This window comes from Sphingomonas nostoxanthinifaciens, assembly GCF_019930585.1.
Taxonomy (GTDB): domain Bacteria; phylum Pseudomonadota; class Alphaproteobacteria; order Sphingomonadales; family Sphingomonadaceae; genus Sphingomonas_I; species Sphingomonas_I nostoxanthinifaciens.
The window spans coordinates 2,057,835-2,074,411 of the sequence record NZ_CP082839.1; the positions used below are offsets into that span (position 1 = coordinate 2,057,835).

The 16,577-nt window shown below is 68.6% G+C and carries 18 protein-coding genes and 1 tRNA gene; 10 read left to right on the plus strand and 9 right to left on the minus strand.

Annotation, left to right across the window (positions count from 1 at the left end):
- The first annotated feature begins 4 nt into the window (after positions 1–4).
- On the plus strand, positions 5–1,153 hold the full coding sequence (locus tag K8P63_RS09780) for a patatin-like phospholipase family protein (RefSeq protein WP_223799605.1): 1,149 nt from the start codon (positions 5–7) through the stop codon (positions 1,151–1,153).
- A gap of 16 nt (positions 1,154–1,169) precedes the next feature.
- On the opposite strand, the gene K8P63_RS09785 is transcribed toward K8P63_RS09780, so the two are convergent.
- The gene (locus K8P63_RS09785; RefSeq protein ID WP_223799606.1) at positions 1,170–1,763 is read right to left on the minus strand and encodes a DUF2076 domain-containing protein; all 594 of its coding nucleotides are present in this window, start codon (positions 1,761–1,763) and stop codon (positions 1,170–1,172) included.
- Between the two features lie 206 nt (positions 1,764–1,969).
- Here K8P63_RS09785 and K8P63_RS09790 point away from each other — a divergent pair, with 206 nt between their 5' ends.
- Positions 1,970–2,845 carry a PEP-CTERM sorting domain-containing protein gene (locus tag K8P63_RS09790; protein WP_223799607.1) on the plus strand — a complete coding sequence of 292 codons (876 nt, stop codon included), beginning with the start codon at positions 1,970–1,972 and terminating at the stop codon, positions 2,843–2,845.
- 5 nt (positions 2,846–2,850) lie between these two features.
- Here the strand turns inward: K8P63_RS09790 and K8P63_RS09795 are convergent, their stop codons facing one another.
- Together K8P63_RS09795 and tyrS are read right to left on the minus strand one after the other, a co-directional pair.
- Positions 2,851–3,171 (minus strand): glycine zipper 2TM domain-containing protein, encoded by a 321-nt coding sequence (locus K8P63_RS09795; RefSeq protein ID WP_223799608.1) that lies wholly within the window; start codon positions 3,169–3,171, stop codon positions 2,851–2,853.
- Between the two features lie 112 nt (positions 3,172–3,283).
- On the minus strand, positions 3,284–4,513 hold the full coding sequence (gene tyrS / locus K8P63_RS09800; RefSeq protein WP_223799609.1) for a tyrosine--tRNA ligase: 1,230 nt from the start codon (positions 4,511–4,513) through the stop codon (positions 3,284–3,286).
- A gap of 59 nt (positions 4,514–4,572) precedes the next feature.
- Between tyrS and K8P63_RS09805 the strand changes: the two genes are divergently transcribed.
- The 3 genes from K8P63_RS09805 (at position 4,573) to K8P63_RS09815 (ending at position 7,669) form a co-directional block, all read left to right on the plus strand.
- Positions 4,573–5,682: an anhydro-N-acetylmuramic acid kinase gene (locus K8P63_RS09805; protein WP_223799610.1), complete on the plus strand. Its 1,110-nt coding sequence runs from the start codon at positions 4,573–4,575 to the stop codon at positions 5,680–5,682.
- Complete coding sequence (locus K8P63_RS09810) at positions 5,679–5,984, plus strand: hypothetical protein (protein WP_223799611.1); 306 nt, start codon at positions 5,679–5,681, stop codon at positions 5,982–5,984. Before K8P63_RS09805 ends, K8P63_RS09810 begins: the two co-directional genes overlap by 4 nt.
- 185 nt (positions 5,985–6,169) lie before the next feature.
- Complete coding sequence (locus K8P63_RS09815; RefSeq protein ID WP_223799612.1) at positions 6,170–7,669, plus strand: replicative DNA helicase; 1,500 nt, start codon at positions 6,170–6,172, stop codon at positions 7,667–7,669.
- Positions 7,670–7,784: 115 nt separating this feature from the next.
- Here the strand turns inward: K8P63_RS09815 and era are convergent, their stop codons facing one another.
- From era to lepB, 3 genes are read right to left on the minus strand one after another with little or no spacing between them, the layout of a single operon-like run.
- Entirely contained in the window at positions 7,785–8,678 is an 894-nt protein-coding gene (era, locus tag K8P63_RS09820; RefSeq protein ID WP_223799613.1) for a GTPase Era, read from the minus strand.
- Entirely contained in the window at positions 8,675–9,355 is a 681-nt protein-coding gene (gene rnc / locus K8P63_RS09825) for a ribonuclease III (RefSeq protein WP_223799614.1), read from the minus strand. The genes era and rnc overlap by 4 nt, the downstream gene beginning before the upstream one ends.
- Positions 9,352–10,119, minus strand: a complete 768-nt coding sequence (gene lepB, locus K8P63_RS09830; protein ID WP_223799615.1) for a signal peptidase I — start codon at positions 10,117–10,119, stop codon at positions 9,352–9,354. Before lepB ends, rnc begins: the two co-directional genes overlap by 4 nt.
- A gap of 122 nt (positions 10,120–10,241) precedes the next feature.
- On the opposite strand from lepB, the gene K8P63_RS09835 reads away from it, so the two are divergent.
- Together K8P63_RS09835 and K8P63_RS09840 are read left to right on the plus strand one after the other, a co-directional pair.
- A complete protein-coding gene (locus K8P63_RS09835; RefSeq protein WP_223799616.1) occupies positions 10,242–11,936 on the plus strand; it encodes a thiamine pyrophosphate-binding protein in 1,695 nt (564 codons plus the stop codon).
- 99 nt (positions 11,937–12,035) lie between these two features.
- The gene (locus K8P63_RS09840) at positions 12,036–12,614 is read left to right on the plus strand and encodes a PEP-CTERM sorting domain-containing protein (RefSeq protein ID WP_223799617.1); all 579 of its coding nucleotides are present in this window, start codon (positions 12,036–12,038) and stop codon (positions 12,612–12,614) included.
- Between the two features lie 6 nt (positions 12,615–12,620).
- Here the strand turns inward: K8P63_RS09840 and K8P63_RS09845 are convergent, their stop codons facing one another.
- From K8P63_RS09845 to cysT, 3 genes are read right to left on the minus strand one after another with little or no spacing between them, the layout of a single operon-like run.
- The gene (locus tag K8P63_RS09845) at positions 12,621–13,655 is read right to left on the minus strand and encodes a sulfate/molybdate ABC transporter ATP-binding protein (RefSeq protein ID WP_223799618.1); all 1,035 of its coding nucleotides are present in this window, start codon (positions 13,653–13,655) and stop codon (positions 12,621–12,623) included.
- Entirely contained in the window at positions 13,652–14,578 is a 927-nt protein-coding gene (gene cysW / locus K8P63_RS09850; RefSeq protein WP_223799619.1) for a sulfate ABC transporter permease subunit CysW, read from the minus strand. Before cysW ends, K8P63_RS09845 begins: the two co-directional genes overlap by 4 nt.
- On the minus strand, positions 14,575–15,393 hold the full coding sequence (cysT, locus tag K8P63_RS09855) for a sulfate ABC transporter permease subunit CysT (protein WP_223799620.1): 819 nt from the start codon (positions 15,391–15,393) through the stop codon (positions 14,575–14,577). The genes cysW and cysT overlap by 4 nt, the downstream gene beginning before the upstream one ends.
- A gap of 199 nt (positions 15,394–15,592) precedes the next feature.
- Between cysT and K8P63_RS09860 the strand changes: the two genes are divergently transcribed.
- From K8P63_RS09860 to K8P63_RS09870, 3 genes are all read left to right on the plus strand, one after another.
- Positions 15,593–15,669: transfer RNA gene (locus K8P63_RS09860), tRNA-His, on the plus strand.
- Between the two features lie 45 nt (positions 15,670–15,714).
- A complete protein-coding gene (gene ccmC / locus K8P63_RS09865; RefSeq protein WP_223799621.1) occupies positions 15,715–16,431 on the plus strand; it encodes a heme ABC transporter permease CcmC in 717 nt (238 codons plus the stop codon).
- Positions 16,428–16,577: a hypothetical protein gene (locus K8P63_RS09870; RefSeq protein WP_223799622.1), complete on the plus strand. Its 150-nt coding sequence runs from the start codon at positions 16,428–16,430 to the stop codon at positions 16,575–16,577. The genes ccmC and K8P63_RS09870 overlap by 4 nt, the downstream gene beginning before the upstream one ends.

Below are 16,577 nucleotides of genomic sequence, written 5' to 3' on the forward strand. Positions count from 1 at the left end.
AGACATGGCCGATCTGCCGCTGCAACCGACCAACCCGACCACCGACGCGGACGACGGCGCGCCGCAGGACGGCATCGGCCTCTGCCTGTCGGGGGGCGGCTATCGTGCGATGCTGTTTCACGTCGGCACGCTGTGGCGGCTGCACGAGGCCGGCCTGCTCGAAAAGGTGGCGCGCATCTCCAGCGTGTCGGGGGGCTCGATCACGTCGGCTGCGCTGGCGATCGCGTGGCCGGATATCGTCGCCAATCCGGCCCGCGAGGTCTTCGTGGCGCGCTTCGTCGACAAGGTGCGCGCGTTGGCCGGGCATACGGTGGATGTCGGCGCCGTGCTCGGCGGCCTGCTGCTGCCGGGATCGGTCTCGGATCGGGTGGCAGGGGCCTATCGACGTTACATCTGCGGCCATGCCACGCTGCAGGATCTGCCCGACGCGCCGCGCTTCATCTTCAACGCGACGAGCATCCAGACCGGCGCGCTGTGGCGCTTCTCCAAGCCATATATGGGCGACTGGCGCGTCGGGCGGATCGTGTCGCCCACGCTCGATCTCGCCACCGCGGTCGCCGCCTCCTCGGCTTTCCCGCCGGTGCTGTCGCCGGTGACGATCGATCTGGCGGCCGATCAGGTGTGGGATGCCGGCGGCGCCGACGTGACCGATCCCGGCTTCAAGAAACAGGCCGTGCTGGGCGACGGCGGCATCTACGACAATCTCGGGCTGGAGACGGTGTGGAAGCGCTACAACACCGTGCTGGTCAGCGATGCCGGGGCGAAGGTCGCGCCCGATGCCGATCCGCACGGCGACTGGGGCCGCGGGTCGATGCGGATCTTCGATCTGGTCGACAATCAGGTGCGCTCGCTCCGCAAGCGCCAGCTGATCGGCAGCTATCTCGCGTCCGAAGGGTCAGCCGAACATCGCCTCGGCGCCTATTGGAGCATCAGGTCGCTCGCCTCCGATTTTGCCGGGGCCGATCCGGCGCTTGCTGCGCCGGCGGCGAAGACCCAGGAGCTCGCCGCCGTCGCGACCCGGCTCGCGGCGATGGACGGCGTGCTGCAGGAGCGGCTCATCAACTGGGGCTATGCTGTCTGCGGCGCCGCGATCCGCACGCATGTCGACCCCGGGCTCGCGAAGGGACATTATCCCTACGCGAGCGGGGTGTGAGCGACGGCGCGGCCGGTTACCAGTTGCTCTGGTCGTCCGATCCGCCATCGTTGGAGCCGCCATCGTCGTCATAGTAATTGTTGACGACGACCTCCTCCGGACGGTCGTCATTCTGGCCGCCGCCGAACATGCCGCCGCCGCGATGGCCGCCGAACATGTCGGACAGGCCGCTGAACAGCATCTCGCCGCCGGCGACGCCCGCCGCGGTCGTGCCCGCGCTGCGGAGGAAGCTGCCGAGCCCGCTATTGGCCGAGAACATGCCCGGCCGCTGCTGCGGCGGCATAGGCTCGTAATCCTGCGGCGCCGGGGCGTAAGCCGGCGCGGCGGCCGGCCGCTGGCCCCATGCCCCCGACTGCGGCAGGAAGCTGCTCGCGGCCGGCGCCGGCTGGGCGTTACGCAGCTGGTTCTCCAGATCGGCAATGCGCGCCTGCGCCGCGTGCAGCGACTGATCGGCGACGATCGCGTGCTGGACCAGCACGTAGGCTGCGTCGGGATTGGCCGACAGCGCCTGATGGATCAGGGCATCGGCCTCGCTATCCTTCTGCACGCCGCGCACGGTGTTCAAATCGTCGAAGAAGCGGCTCAGCAGCGCACGTTCGTCGGGTGTCATCATCGCCTCCAGCAAATCGACGGCGTCCCTGCACCAGCGCGTGTGAACCGTCGCTGACGGGCGACGACGCATCATGCGAAACGGTTGGAAAAATATGTCCGGCACGCCTGTTTCCGGGTGCGGGCGCGGCGGATCGCCGCTATAAGGATCATGCCCGGACGATGGCCGACCAGATCATCGCCGTGACGGGGTGAGGAGAAACGGCAATGCGGCGTCTAAGGCTCGCGCTTGTGCCGCTATTGGCCTGCTCGGTGGCGCTGCCATCGCAGGCGGCGCTCTATAATTACGTCGTCACCGGCACGGTCGATCTGAGCGGCTTCAGCCAGGATCCGGCGAAGATCTTCGGCCCCGGTGTTATGAACGGTGACGGCTTCACCGCCACCTTCGTCATCGATGATGCCAATCCGACGACATTCTATGATTATTCGGGCGTGGAGATTGGCGGGCCGGGCGGGCCGTCGATGCTCGCCCCCGGATCGATCGCGTCGGGGGCCTCGGGCTGCACGGCGAGCGCGCCGACCTGCGGCCCGATCGCGCCGACCTTCATCTCGGCGGCGGTCACCGTCGGCGGCGTGACATTCGGCGTGCCCTCGATTTATCCCGACGTCGCGCCGCGACCGGACGCCACCACCACCATCCGCTCGCTCGGCGGTCAGGTGACCAAATATTATTCGGGCCTGCACACCGGCTTCTTCCAGGACGATTCGCTGGAGCTGGACGCGACGTTGCTCCGCTCCGAGTCGCTTGCGGACGGGAGCAATCCCTTCCTCAGCTACGAGATCGACTTCCGTCTGTTCTCGACTTTGTTCACCTCGACCGACTTCCGCGAGCCGCTGTCGATCGATTTGCCATCATCCTCGGATCCGGCGGGGCCGCCCGCCAGCCGTGGCTTCATCACCGTGCAGGACGACATATTCGCCGGCGGAACCGAGACGTCCAATGCCGATGCGTTCGTCATCCTCGACGCGACCCACCTGACCGTCAGCCCCGTGATGGAGCCCACGACGTGGCTGCTCGCGCTGATCGGGTTCGGAGCCGTGGGCGCAGCGGCGCGTCGTCGGGGTCGCGCCGCCGCCGCCTGATCGCGTCAGCAGCCGTTGCGGCGGTTCTGCGCGGCGTCGTGGCGCTTGTCGAGGTGTCGGCCAAGCAGGGCGCCGCCGCCGGCGCCGATGAGCGTGCCGACCGTGCCGCCGCCGAGCAGATTGCCGGCCAGGCCGCCGCCGACCGCACCAGCGATTGTCCCGGTCGTGCCGCTGCTGCGCTTGCAGTGATAGCGATAGCGGCCGCCATTGCCGTGATAGACGCGATGGCCGTGCGAATCGTAGCGCTGGGCGACCGCGGCGGTGGGCAGCGCCACCGGCGTTGCGAGCGTGGCCGCCAGCGCGGCGAGGGCGATCTTGTTACGCATCCTACTCTCCATGTTCGTTGCGTCGCCGTAAGGCTTCACGCAGCTACTTGGTTCCCGGTGAATGCGTATCGAACGCGATCGGCAGCCGCCGTTCAGGTCGGCGCCGTGCGGCTCAGGCGCGTTCGAGCAATGCGTGCCGCTTCTTGCCCAGGCTGAGCTTCACCGGCGCATCCTGATCGAGCACGATCTCGTAGCGATCGTCCTTGATTGCGATGTCGTTGAGCCGCACCGCGCCCTCCGCGATCTTGCGGCGCGCCTCGCCGTTCGATTGCGCGAAGCCCATCACGGTCAGCGCGATCACGATCGGGATGCGGCCTTCGTCGACGCGCAGCCGCGGCAGATCGTCGCCCGCGCCCCCGGCGAAGGTCTCGGCGGCGGTGGCAGCTGCCTGCGTCGCGGCGGCGCGGCCGCGGCAGAGCGCGGTCGCCTCGGTCGCCAGCACGATCTTGGCATCGTTGATGCCCGCGCCCTCCAGCGCCTCCAGCCGGGCGATCTCGTCCAGCGGCAGATCGGTGAACAGGCGCAGCCGCAGGCCGACATCGTCGTCATGCGTGTTCCGCCAGAACTGCCAGTAATCGTAGGCCGGCAGCTGATCCTCGTTCAGCCACACCGCGCCGCCGACCGTCTTGCCCATCTTGCTGCCGTCGGCATTGGTGAGCAAAGGCGTCGTCAGCCCGAAGACGTGGGTGCCGTCGATGCGCCGCGCCAGCTCGACGCCGTTGACGATATTGCCCCACTGATCCGATCCGCCCATCTGCAGCCGGCAGCCGGCGCGGCGCGACAGTTCGAGGAAGTCGTAGGCCTGCAGGATCATGTAGTTGAATTCGAGGAAGGACAGCGACTGTTCGCGATCGAGCCGCAGCTTGACCGAGTCGAAGCTCAGCATCCGGTTGATCGAGAAATGCTGGCCGACCGTGCGCAGGAACGGAATATATTCCAGCTTGTCGAGCCACTCGGCATTGTCGACCATGATCGCGTCGGTCGGCCCATCACCGAACGTGAGGAAGCGTTCGAACACGCGCCGGATCGAGGCGATGTTGGCGGCCAGCACCTCCTCGGTCAGCAGCTTGCGCGCCTCGTCCTTGAAGCTCGGGTCGCCGATCTTGCCGGTGCCGCCGCCCATCACGACGATCGGCTTGTGCCCCGCCTGCTGCAGCCGGCGCAGCATCATGATCGACACGAGATGGCCGACATGGAGCGACGGCGCGGTCGGATCGAAGCCGATATAGCCCGGCACCACCGCCTTCATCGCGAGCGCGTCGAGCGCGTCGGCGTCGGTCAGCTGGTGGATGTAGCCGCGCGCGGACAGCGTGGCGAGGAGATCGGATCGGAACGCGCTCATGATGGCGCGCGCCTAGCATGTGTGTTGCCCGCCATCCACCATGACGGTTAGATGGCGCCATGACTGCTGTCCTCGCAATCGGGCTGATGTCCGGCACCTCGCTCGACGGGATCGACGCCGCGCTGATCGAGACCGACGGGCGCGATCATGTCCGCCCGCTCGCTTTCCACGGCGCGGCCTATGCCGATGCCGATCGGGCGCTGCTGGCCGAGGCGGCGCGCCTCGCGCTGACGATGCCCCGTCCTGGCGCGGAGCCCGTGATCGCGCGCGCCGAAGCGCGGCTGACCGCGCTGCATGCCGTGGCGGTCGACGCGCTGCTGGCGCAGGCGGGCCGGAGCGCGGACGAGATCGCCGTGATCGGCTTTCACGGCCAGACGATCGCGCACCGCCCTGACCGTGGCTGGACGTGGCAGATCGGTGATGGTGCGCGGCTGGCCGAGGCGACCGGCATCGCCGTCGTCAACGATCTCCGCTCGGCCGACGTCGCGGCGGGCGGCCAGGGCGCACCGCTGCTGCCGGTCTACCATCGTGCTTTATGTGCATCGCTGCCGAGGCCGATCGCGGTGCTCAACCTCGGCGGGGTCGGCAATGTCACCTGGATCGGTGAAGGGGACGAACTGATCGCGTTCGATACCGGGCCGGCCAACGGTCTGATCGACGATTGGGTGGCGCAGGCGAACGGCGCGCGCTTCGATGCAGGCGGTGCGCTCGCCGCGCAGGGGCGTGTCGACGCGACGATCCTCGACGCCATGCTCGACAATCCATGGTTCGACCTGCCGCCGCCCAAGTCGCTCGACCGCGGCGATTTCGATCTCGGCCCGGTGCGCGGACTGGCGGCGGCGGACGGTGCGGCGACGCTTACCCGCTTCACCGCCGAGACAGTCGCGCTGGCGCTGCGGCTGCTGCCCGAGCCGGCACGGCGGCTCATCGTGGCGGGCGGTGGACGCCACAATCCGACGCTGATGGCGATGCTCGCCGACGCTTGCGGCTTGCCCGCCGAGCCGATCGAGGCGATCGGCTGGAACGGCGACGCGACCGAGGCGGAGGGCTTCGCCTACATGGCGGTGCGTACGCTCGCCGGGCTGCCGATCAGCTTTCCCGGCACCACCGGCGCGCCGCATCCGTTGTCGGGCGGGGTACTCCGTCGGCCAAGGGAGCGCGCGGCATGAGATTTCCGGCTTTCGCATGTCTGGCGCTCCTCGCCACCGCCGCCTCCGCCTCGACCGAGGCGAGCTGGCGCGCATCGAACGCGGCCGGTCGCGCCGCCTGCATCCGTGCCGCCGGGCTGCGCGCGGCGACGGCCTCGGCGCCGGTCGGCTTCAGCGACGCGATCGGCCGCGACGCGATCCTCGTCACGGGGGTCTACCGCCAGGCGTTCATGAAAGGCGCGCGCGGCACGATGTTGTGCCTCTACGACCGTCGCACCCACAATGCCGAGGTGGCCGAAGCGAAGGGCTGGTCGGCGCGATGATCTCGGTGCTCCTGCGCAGGCAGGAGCCGAGAGCTGCACGCGCGAAGTTAAGCGGTTTTGGGTTCCTGCTTTCGCAGGAACGCATGCGGGGCGCTGATCGCTCGGCCGACTTGTCCACACATCCGCCCCCGGTTGTTTTGACGCCGCCGGGTTGAGCCCGCGGCCGCCTCGGCGGATAAGGGAGGATGCCCGAACCGATCCGACTCATGCCCGCGCCGGCCGACGGCGCGGCCCCTGCCTTGCCCCATAATCTGGAGGCGGAGGCGGCGTTGCTCGGCGCGCTGATGATCGACAACCGCTTGGTCGAGGATGTGCAGATCAAGCTGCGCACCGACCATTTCCACGAGCCGGTGCACGGCCGCATCTACGAGGCGATCCTGCGGCTGGTCGATCGCAACATGATCGCCAATCCGGTCACGCTGAAGCCGATGTTCGACGGCGACGAGGAATTGAAGGGGCGCGGCGGCCCGGCCTATCTCGCGCAGCTTACCGGATCGGGGGCCGCGCTGATCGGCGCGCGCGATTTCGCGGCGCAGATCTACGACCTCGCCTTGCTGCGCGCGCTGATCGGCGTCGGCCGCGACATGGTCGAGAAAGCGGTCGACACCTCCGAGAGCGTCGACCCCAAGGGGCAGATCGAGGAGGCCGAGGTCGCGCTCTATCGCGTGGCAGAGGAGGGGGGCGAGCAGGGCAGCGTCAAGAGCTTCGGCCAGGCCACGCGCATGGCGGTCGAGCAGGCCGAGCGCGCGCTCAACTCCGGCGGCCACGTCTCGGGCATCACTACCGGCCTCGACAGCGTCAACAGCAAGATGGGCGGCCTGCACGGCTCGGATCTCATCATCCTCGCCGGGCGCCCCGGCATGGGCAAGACCTCGCTCGCCACCAACATCGCGTTCAACGCGGCGCGACGCCTGATCCGCGACAAGGAAGACGGCATCCCGGCGGAAAAGTCGGTCGGCGCGGCGGTGGCGTTCTTCAGCCTCGAAATGTCGGCGGACCAGCTCGCCACGCGTATCCTGTCGGAGCAATCGGGCATCAGCTCCGAGAATCTCCGCATGGGCAAGATCAGCCAGGTCGATTTCCGCAACCTCGCGCGCGCCGCCGCCGAGCTGGAAAGCCTGCCGCTCTATATCGACGACACGCCCGGACTGACGATCGCCGCGCTGCGCACGCGCGCGCGCCGGCTCAAGCGCCAGCGGAATATCGGTTTCATCGTCGTGGATTACCTCCAGCTCCTGCAAGGATCTGCGAAGGCGTCGGGCGAGAATCGCGTGCAGGAAATCTCGGAGATCAGCCGCGGCCTGAAGCAGCTCGCCAAGGAATTGTCGCTGCCGGTGATGGCGCTCTCGCAGCTCAGCCGCGCGGTCGAGCAGCGCGAGGACAAGCGCCCGCAGCTCTCGGATCTGCGCGAATCCGGCTCGATCGAGCAGGATGCCGACATGGTCTGGTTCGTCTATCGCGAGGAATATTATGTCGCGTCGCGCGAGCCCAAGCGGCCGGGCGACGGCGACGACGCGAAGGCGTTCGAGACCCACGACCAGTGGATGCGCGACATGGAGCGCGCCTTCGGCGTCGCCGAGCTCATCATCGCCAAGCAGCGCCATGGCGCCACCGGCAAGGTGAAGCTGAAGTTCGAGAACCGGATCACGAAGTTCAGCGATCTGGCGGACGATTATCCGGGGTAGGGCAGTCCGTTCCCGTCATCCCAGCGAAGGCTGGGATCTCCCGAAGGAAGGCGCTGCGCTCCGCCTCACGAGATCCCAGCCTTCGCTGGGATGACGGAGGGGCGGGGAGCAGCCCTTACTCCACCCAGTCCAGCCCGATCTCGCGATACAGGCCGCGATCCTCCTCCCACTTCGGCGACACCTTGACGTGCAGGAACAAGTGGACCTTGCGGCCCATCAATTCCTCCAGCGCGGTGCGCGCGCGCGAGCCTATCTCCTTGAGGCGACTGCCTTTCGCGCCGAGGATGATCGCCTTCTGCGTGTCGCGTGCAACCAGGATCTGCTGGTGGATCGCGACCGATCCGTCACGGCGCTCCTCATATTTCTCGGTCTCGACCGCGCTTGCGTAAGGCAGCTCGGCGTGAAGCTGGAGGTAGAGCTGCTCGCGCGTCACCTCGGCGGCCTGCATCCGCTCGGTCGCGTCGGACACCTGATCCTCGGGGAAGTGCCACGGCCCGTCCGGCATCGCCGCGGCCAGCCGTGCCTTGAGATCCGCCACGCCGTCGCCGGTCGCCGCCGACACGAAGTAGATCGCTTGCGGATCAAGCACTTGCTGCAGCTTGCTCGCAAGCACCAGCATCGGCTCCTTGGTGGCGATGTCGACCTTGTTGAGGATCACCACCTTGGGCTCGTGCCGCGCCGCCAGCGTCTCGAGCAACGCATCGAGTCGCGCGCCGCCCGGCGCCTTGGCGTCGATCACCAGCGCGATCAGGTCGGCACCCTCGGCGCCGCCCCATGCGGCGGCGACCATCGCCCGGTCGAGCCGGCGCTTGGGATCGAAGATGCCGGGCGTGTCGACCAGCAGCAATTGCGCCTCGCCTTCCAGCGCGATGCCCATCAGCCGCACGCGCGTGGTCTGCGCCTTGGGGCTGACGATCGCCACCTTCTGGCCGACCAGGGCGTTGACCAGCGTCGACTTGCCGGCATTCGGCGCGCCCACGATCGCGATCAGGCCACAGCGCTCGGTCATGCCAATTTCTCCAACAAAGCGGCGGCGGCGGCTTTCTCCGCCTCCTGTTTGGACGACCCGTCCGCGGTGGCGCTGCCGCCGGCCTTGCCGCCGACCTCGACCTGTATCGTGAAGCTCGGCGCGTGGTGCGGCCCGCTGCGCGCGACGACGCTGTAGACGGGCGGGCGGCAGTGATGCGCTGCGGCCCATTCCTGCAGCGCCGACTTGGGATGCTTGGGCGCCTCGCTGCGCGCATCGAGCCGATCGTCGAACGCGCGGCGGACGAAAGCGGTCGCGGCGTCGAGCCCGGCCTCGAGATAGAGCGCGCCGAGCAACGCCTCGACCGCGTCGCCGACGACATTGTCCGACATCTGCGCGCCATCGTCGCGCGCCTGCTTGCCGAGGATCAGCCACGCGGGCACGCCGATCGTGCGGCCGACGACGGCGCAGGATTCGCGGCTGACGATCGCGTTGAAGCGCGCGGATAACGAGCCTTCGGGCTCGGTCGGGAAACGCTCGTACAGCCAGGTCGCCACGACGAGGCCCAGCACGCGGTCGCCGAGGAATTCCAGCCGCTCGTAGCTTTCGCCGCCGCCATGGCTGCCATGCGTCAGTGCGCGCGCGAAGAGCTTGGGGTCGCGCGGCTGGTGATCGAAGGCGGTCGCCACCCACGCGGCGATGTCGGACGGGGCTGTCATCGCGTCGCCCTAGCCGAGTCCGCGTCGCCCTTCAAAAAGGCAAGTCCGATCCTGTCCCATCGTTCGGCGCGCCACCACGTGGCCGGCCTTCCCGTGCGCGCGCTGCCGTCGCTGGATGCCGCCACCAGTTCGCCGCGGCCGACCAAAGCGGAGAGGGGCACCATGCCGACGCCACCGCCCTCGCGCGCGGGAAAGCGGCTGTCCGCGGAGAGGTCGCGATTGTCGCCGAGCAAGAACAGATGGCCCTCCGGCACGCGGCGCGGGGTCAGGAAATCACTGCGCGTCCGGCCCAAATCGAGCACGTCGACCATCCGGCCGCCGGGCAGCATCTCGCGGAAGCGCGGATAGCGGCAGGCATTGCCCTCGCGCCGCACGTCGCTGCCCCGCGGCGGATCGCACGGCGTGCGCGGGCTGGTGGCCACCAGCAGATCGGCGACACGCCAGCGGGGCAGCGGCCGCCCGTTCACCCACGGCACGCCATCGTCCATCGCCACGAGGTCGCCCGGCAGGCCGATCACGCGCTTGATATAGGTCCGCCGGCCGGAGGGCGGCGCGCGGAAGATGACGATGTCGCCGCGCGCCGGCAGCGTGTGCGCGTGGCGGAAGCGCCATGTGTCGGCGAGCACGACGTCGCCAGGCACGAGCGCGGGCAGCATCGAGCTGGTCGGGATGAAGTAGAAGCCGATCGCGACCAGCCGCAGCGCGGAGACCAGCGCAACGACCGCGACGATCGCAGCCAGGATCGACAGCAGCCAGCGTGACATGCCGGCCGCCATGGGCGCGCGGATGCACGAACGTCAATCGCCGCGTGCCTGCCTGCACCGGCCGGCGCGGAGCCGCCGGGGCGGATGGGCGTTGCACGTCCACCCCACAAGGAACCGCATCCATGTCCCAGAATGTCGCCGAATTGCTGGTCGATACGCTTGCGCGGATCGGCGTCCGCCAGATCTTCGGCATCGTCGGCGATGCGCTCAACCCCTTCACCGATGCGCTGCGCCGCGACGGGCGCATCCAGTGGATCGGTGTGCGGCACGAGGAGGGCGCGGCGCTGGCGGCAGCGGGGCAGGCGAAGCTGACCGGCCAACTCGGCGTCTGTTGCGGCACCACCGGGCCGGGCGCCAACCATCTCGTCGCCGGCCTCTACGAGGCGCGCAAGGATCATGCGCCGGTGCTCGCCATTTCGGGCCACGTGCCCACCGCCAAGCGCGGCACCGATTATCTACAGGAGGACGATCCGGTCGGCCTATTCGCCGATGTCGCGGTCTATTCGCAGCTCGTCGCCGCCGCCGAGCAGGCGCCGGCGGTGTTCCAGCAGGCGATCGCCGCCGCTTATGGCGAGCGCGGCGTCGCGCACCTCTCGGTGCCGCCCGACGTGTTCGCGGCCAAGGCGCCGGGGCCGGTGCCGAGCCTTGCCACCCTGCGTCCGCGCCCGGAGATCGCGCCGTCGCCCGCCGACATCGGCACCGCGCAGGCGATGATCGCCGAGGCGAAGACGATCGCGGTGTTCTGCGGCCATGGCTGCCACGGCGCCGCGGCGGAGCTGGCGGCATTGTCCGACCGGCTGCACGCGCCGCTGACCCACACCTATCGCGGCAAGGATATCATGCCGTATGACGATCCGCGCTGGATGGGCGGCGTCGGGCTGATCGGAGGGCGGCCGGGCGTCGATGCGCTCCACGATGCCGATCTGATGCTGATGCTCGGCACCGATTATCCCTATTCCGAATTCCTGCCGAAGAAGGGCAAGGTGGTCCAGATCGACGAGCGCGCCAACGCGCTTGGGCGGCGGACGCCGATCGCACTGGGCGTGGTCGGCTCGGTCGCACCGGCGTTGCGGATGCTGCTAGACGGCCTGCCGCAGCGCGCCGACCGCAGCTTCTTCGATCGCGTGGCGAAGGATCGCGCGGCGTGGGATGCGATGCTCGACAAGAAGGCCGATCCCGCGCGCAGCGGCGACAAGATCCATCCGCAGGCGGTCGCGCGGCTGGTGAGCGATCATGCGAGCAGCGACGCGGTGATCGTCACCGATACGGGCGAGGTGACGTTGTGGGCGGCCAACTGGACACGCCAGCGCGGTACGCAGCGCCATTGCGGATCGTTCAACAATGCCGCGGTCGGCACAGGCCTTGGCATCGCCAACGGCATCCAGGCGCTCGATCGCACGCGGCAGGTTGTGCTCCATGCCGGCGACGGCGGCTTCACCATGCTGCTCGGCGAGTTCATGACGACGGTCGAGCATAAATTGCCGGTGAAGGTCGTGGTCTACGACAATGGCGGCTGGGGCCTCGTCCATCTCGAGATGGAGGGGGCGGGCGTGCCCGCGGCGCCGGGCGCGATGTTCCCCAATCTCGACTTCGCCGCCTTCGCGCGCGCTTGCGGGGCCGAGGGCTTCACCGCGCGCCAGCCCGAGACGCTGGCCGATACGGTGCGCGCCTTCCTCGCCGCGCCGGGGCCGGCGATCCTCCATGCCGTGGTCGATCCCGCCGAAATCCCGACCATGCCGCATATCGAGATCGGCCAAGCATGGCGCTTCGGCATCGCCAAGGTGAAGGAGAAAATGCTGGAGCTGACCGGGGGCTGATCGTCGCTCGATCGCCTGGCCGCACTTGTTAAAATTTCCACTTCTCGTCTATTCTTCGGCGACTGCGACAAGTGTCGGTCGGGAAAGGGAGAATATCTTGTGGGGAAGTGGCTCGTTGCGTTGCTGGCCGGGCTCACCTTCATCCAGCCGGCGACGGCAAGCCCTTACGATCTTACTTTCTCCGGTGCTTCGGCCGCGGGCGGCTTCAGTGGTTCACTCGCGCTCGACCCGGTGACCGGCCGGGTTTCCGATCTGCTGTTGACCCTGCCGAGCTATACGATCGCTTCGGCCACGCAGCCGGTCGACATGACGCTCTGGTCGTATGACGATTACGCCGGCGATTTCTGGCAGATCTACATCTACGCCTACAATCCGCCGGAGGCGCCGGACGCCGGCCTGCAATTCGACGGACAGCTCTTCCTCGCTTTTCCGGACGATACTCTCGAAAGTTCGGATCTCACGCAGATGATCAACACTGAGCGGCTTATCTATGGCACGCTGGAGATGAATTACGACGCAGGGCCGGGCGCGGCCTATACCGGCGCGGTTTCGACGCTTGCGCTCGCACACGTCGGTTCGATTCCGGAGCCGGCATCGTGGATTTCGGCGTTGCTCGGTTTCGGGCTGATCGGGGTCGCCAGCCGTCGACGGGCACGGCTGGCGACGGTCGGCGCCTGACGCGTCTCAGCCGGGGAACAAAGCGAAGCGGGTGGGCAGCACGCTGATCGCCGCGCCGGGCTGGATCGCGGCGTCGGCGAGGTCGAGCTCGAGCGGCCGATCGGTGCCCGCCACCTCGGCTTCGACCCGTTGCATCGCGCCGAGCGGGCGGACGTGGGTGACGCGCCCGGAGATGCCGGTGCCGTCCTCGACGACGCGCACGTCGTGCGGGCGAAAGAACAAACGTGCCGCCCCGTTCGGGGTTGTACCGGCGTTCAGCGGCAGGCGGCGGCCGTCGCGCAGCACGCCGCCGCCCTCGACCTGCACGGCGAACTGGTTCGATTCGCCAACGAAATCGTAGACGAAGGCCGAGGCTGGCTCGGCGTAGAGCGTCTGCGGCGTCGCGACCTGTTCGATCCGGCCGTGATTGACCACCACCACGCGGTCGGCGAGCTCGATCGCCTCTTCCTGATCGTGCGTCACGAAGATCGAGGTGAGGCCGACGCGATCGTGCAGCTCGCGCAGCCAGCGGCGCAGATCCTTGCGCACCTTGGCGTCGAGCGCGCCGAACGGCTCGTCGAGCAGCAGGATGCGCGGCTCGACCGCGAGCGCGCGGGCGAGCGCCACGCGCTGTCGCTGGCCGCCCGACAATTGCGCCGGAAAGCGCCCGCCCAGTCCCTCGAGCTGGACCAGCCGCAGCAGCTCGTCCACCCGCGCGCGAATCTCGGGCTTGGACGGGCGCTCGCGCCGCTTGCGCACGGTCAGCCCGAACGCGATGTTGTCGGCGACGGTCATGTGCCGGAACAAGGCATATTGCTGGAAGACGAAGCCCACCTTGCGCTGGGCGATCGGCACGTCGGACACGTCCTCGCCGTCGAACAGCACCGCGCCCTCGTCGGCGAAGTCGAGGCCGGCGAGGATGCGCAGCAGCGTGGTCTTGCCCGATCCCGACGGCCCGAGCAGCGCCAAAAACTCGCCCGACCGGATATCGAGATCGACCCCGGTCAAGGCGGCGAAGCGGCCGAAGCGGCGCGCGACGTTCTGGACGGCGATCGCGGTCAATGCCGTGCCCCCCCGGCATTGCCGTAGCGCCATTCGAGCAGGCTCTTGAGCACCAAGGTCACCAGCGCCAGTGCGGCCAGCAGCGAGGCGATGGTGAAGGCCGCGACGAAGTTATATTCGTTGTACAGGATCTCGATCTCCAGCGGCATGGTGTCGGTTTCGCCCCTGATGTGGCCGGACACGACCGACACCGCGCCGAATTCACCCATGGCGCGGGCATTGCACAGGAGCACGCCGTAGAGCAGCCCCCAACGGATATTGGGCAAGGTCACGTGCCAGAAGGTCTGCCAGCCGCTGGCACCCAATGCGCGCGCCGCCTCCTCGTCATCGCGGCCCTGTTCGGTCATCAGCGGGATCAATTCGCGCGCGACGAACGGGAAGGTGACGAACGTGGTGGCCAGCACGATGCCCGGCACGGCGAATACGATCTGCAGATCGTGCCGGATCAGCCAGGGGCCGAACCAGCCGTTTGCGCCGAACATCAATATATAAATCAGGCCCGCCACCACCGGCGACACCGACAGCGGCAGATCGATCAGGGTGACGAGCAGTCCCTTGCCGCGGAAGTCGAACTTGGTGATCGCCCACGAGGCGGCCACCCCGAACACCACGTTGAGCGGCACGGCGATGGCGGCGGTGAGCAAGGTCAGCCGGATCGCCGCGCGCGCATCGGGCGCCGTGATCGCGGCGGCATAGAGGCGCCACGCGTCGCGCCAACCCGTGCCGAGCGCGCGGCCCGCATCGCCGACCGCGCCGTGCGCCAGCCGCGCGCTTGCGAGCGCGATCCCCTCGACCAAAGCCGGCAGCGCCTGCACGAAGACGCTGAGCAAGGGCAGCAACAGGAAGAACAGCAGGAACAGCAAGGCGGCGGCGATCAGCAGCCGTCGCGTCGTCCCGCTCTCGCCGATCGCGCGATCGTTCATGCCATCCGTCCGCGCGACCAGATCTGGATCAGGTTGATGACCAGCAGCATCCCGAACGAGACGGCGAGCATCACCACCGCGATCGCGGTCGCCCCGGCATAATCGAACGATTCGAGCTGCGAGACGATGCGCAGCGGCGCAATCTCGCTGTGGAACGGCATGTTGCCGGCGATGAAGATCACAGAGCCATATTCGCCGATGCCGCGCGCGAAGGCGAGCGCGAAGCCGGTGAGAAGGGCCGGGGCGATCGCCGGCAGGATCACGCGGCGGAAGGTGGTGAAGCGGCCGGCGCCGAGCGAGGCCGACGCCTCCTCGACGTCATGGCCGAGATCGGCCAGCACCGGCTCGACCGAGCGGACGATGAACGGCAGGCCGATGAAGATCAATGCGACGATCACGCCGAGCGGGGTGTAGGCGACCTTGATGCCGAGTGGCGCCAGCCAGCGCCCGACCCAGCCCGTATCCGAATAGAGCGCGGTGAGCGCGATGCCGGCGACCGCGGTCGGCAGCGCGAACGGCAGGTCGACCATCGCCGAGACGAGCCGTCGCCCCGGAAAGCGATAACGCACCAATACCCATGCGACGAGCAGCCCGGCCGCCATGTCGATCGCCGCCGCAGCCGCCGCCGCGCCGAAGCTCAGCCGATAGGCCGCGAGCGTGCGCGGCGCGAACGCGGCGCGGGCGAACGCCTCTGGGCCCATGCCCGCGCTCTTGGCGAAGACGGTGGAGAGCGGCACCAGCACGATCAGCGACAGATAGAAAAGCGACACGCCCAGCGTAAGGCCGAAACCGGGAAGGATCGATCGTCTCCGCATCCGGTCTCCGCCACGCACAAGCCAAGGGGCCGGCAAGCAACGCTCCGGCCCCGTCCTCGCTCCCTTAGCCGGTTCCGGCCCGCATGCCGCCCAGTTTCGCTTGGGATGGATGAAGCAGCGCTTGTCGTTGCGCCGGCAACGCCTTGACCAGGGGTGCGCTCCGCCCCTATGGAGCCAGCCGCCCTGCGGCGCGCATGTGGCGATCGTAGCTCAATTGGTTAGAGCGCCGGTTTGTGGTACCGGAGGTTGCGGGTTCAATCCCCGTCGATCGCCCCATCGCTTCCCAGCCGTTACCAGATAGACTATTTGGGGCTGGAGAGCATGCATCGTTTCGCCAACCCCGCCCGTTTCCTGCGTCTCGCGCGGCCGCTGACCGCCTGGTTCGGCTGGTCGGGCGCGCTGCTGGTCGTGGTGGCGCTCGCGGGCGGCCTGCTGGTCACACCGCCCGATTATCTGCAGGGCGAGACCGTCCGCATCATCTACATCCACATTCCCGCCGCGTGGCTGGGCATGGCCGGCTGGGGCGGGATCGCCGCGGCGAGCTTCGCGCAGCTGGTGTGGCGGCATCCGCTGGCCGCGGTCGCGGCGCGTGCGATCGCGCCGGCCGGCGCGACCTATGCGGCGATCTGCCTGCTGACCGGATCGATCTGGGGCCGACCGACCTGGGGCACGTGGTGGGAGTGGGACGGGCGGCTGACGTCGATGCTGGTCCTGTTCTTCCTCTATCTCGCTTATATCGCGCTCGCCAATGCCGGTGCACGGCAGAGCGGCGGCGACCGGCTTTCGGCAATCTTCGGGCTGGTGGGCGCGGTCAACCTCCCGGTGATCCACTTCTCGGTGCTGTGGTGGCGGACGCTGCATCAGGGCGAGAGCATCGGTTTGACCGGCTCCTCGATCGACCGCAGCCTGCTGTGGCCGGTGCCGCTGGCGGTGCTGGGCTTCTCCTTGCTGTTCGGCAGTGTCGTGCTGATGCGGATGCGTGCCTTGCTGGCCGAGGCGAAGGTCGAGGCGCGGCTGAAGCGACTGGCGGCGGCATGAGCGCGATCCCGCACGCCTGGGCGTTCGTCGCCGCGGCCTATGCCGTCGCGATCGGTGGTAGCGTCGCGCTCGTCGTCTGGGCCTATGCCGCGCTGCGCCGGGCCGAGGCCCGCGCCGACGCGCTCGACCGCCGTCAAAAAAGCTGA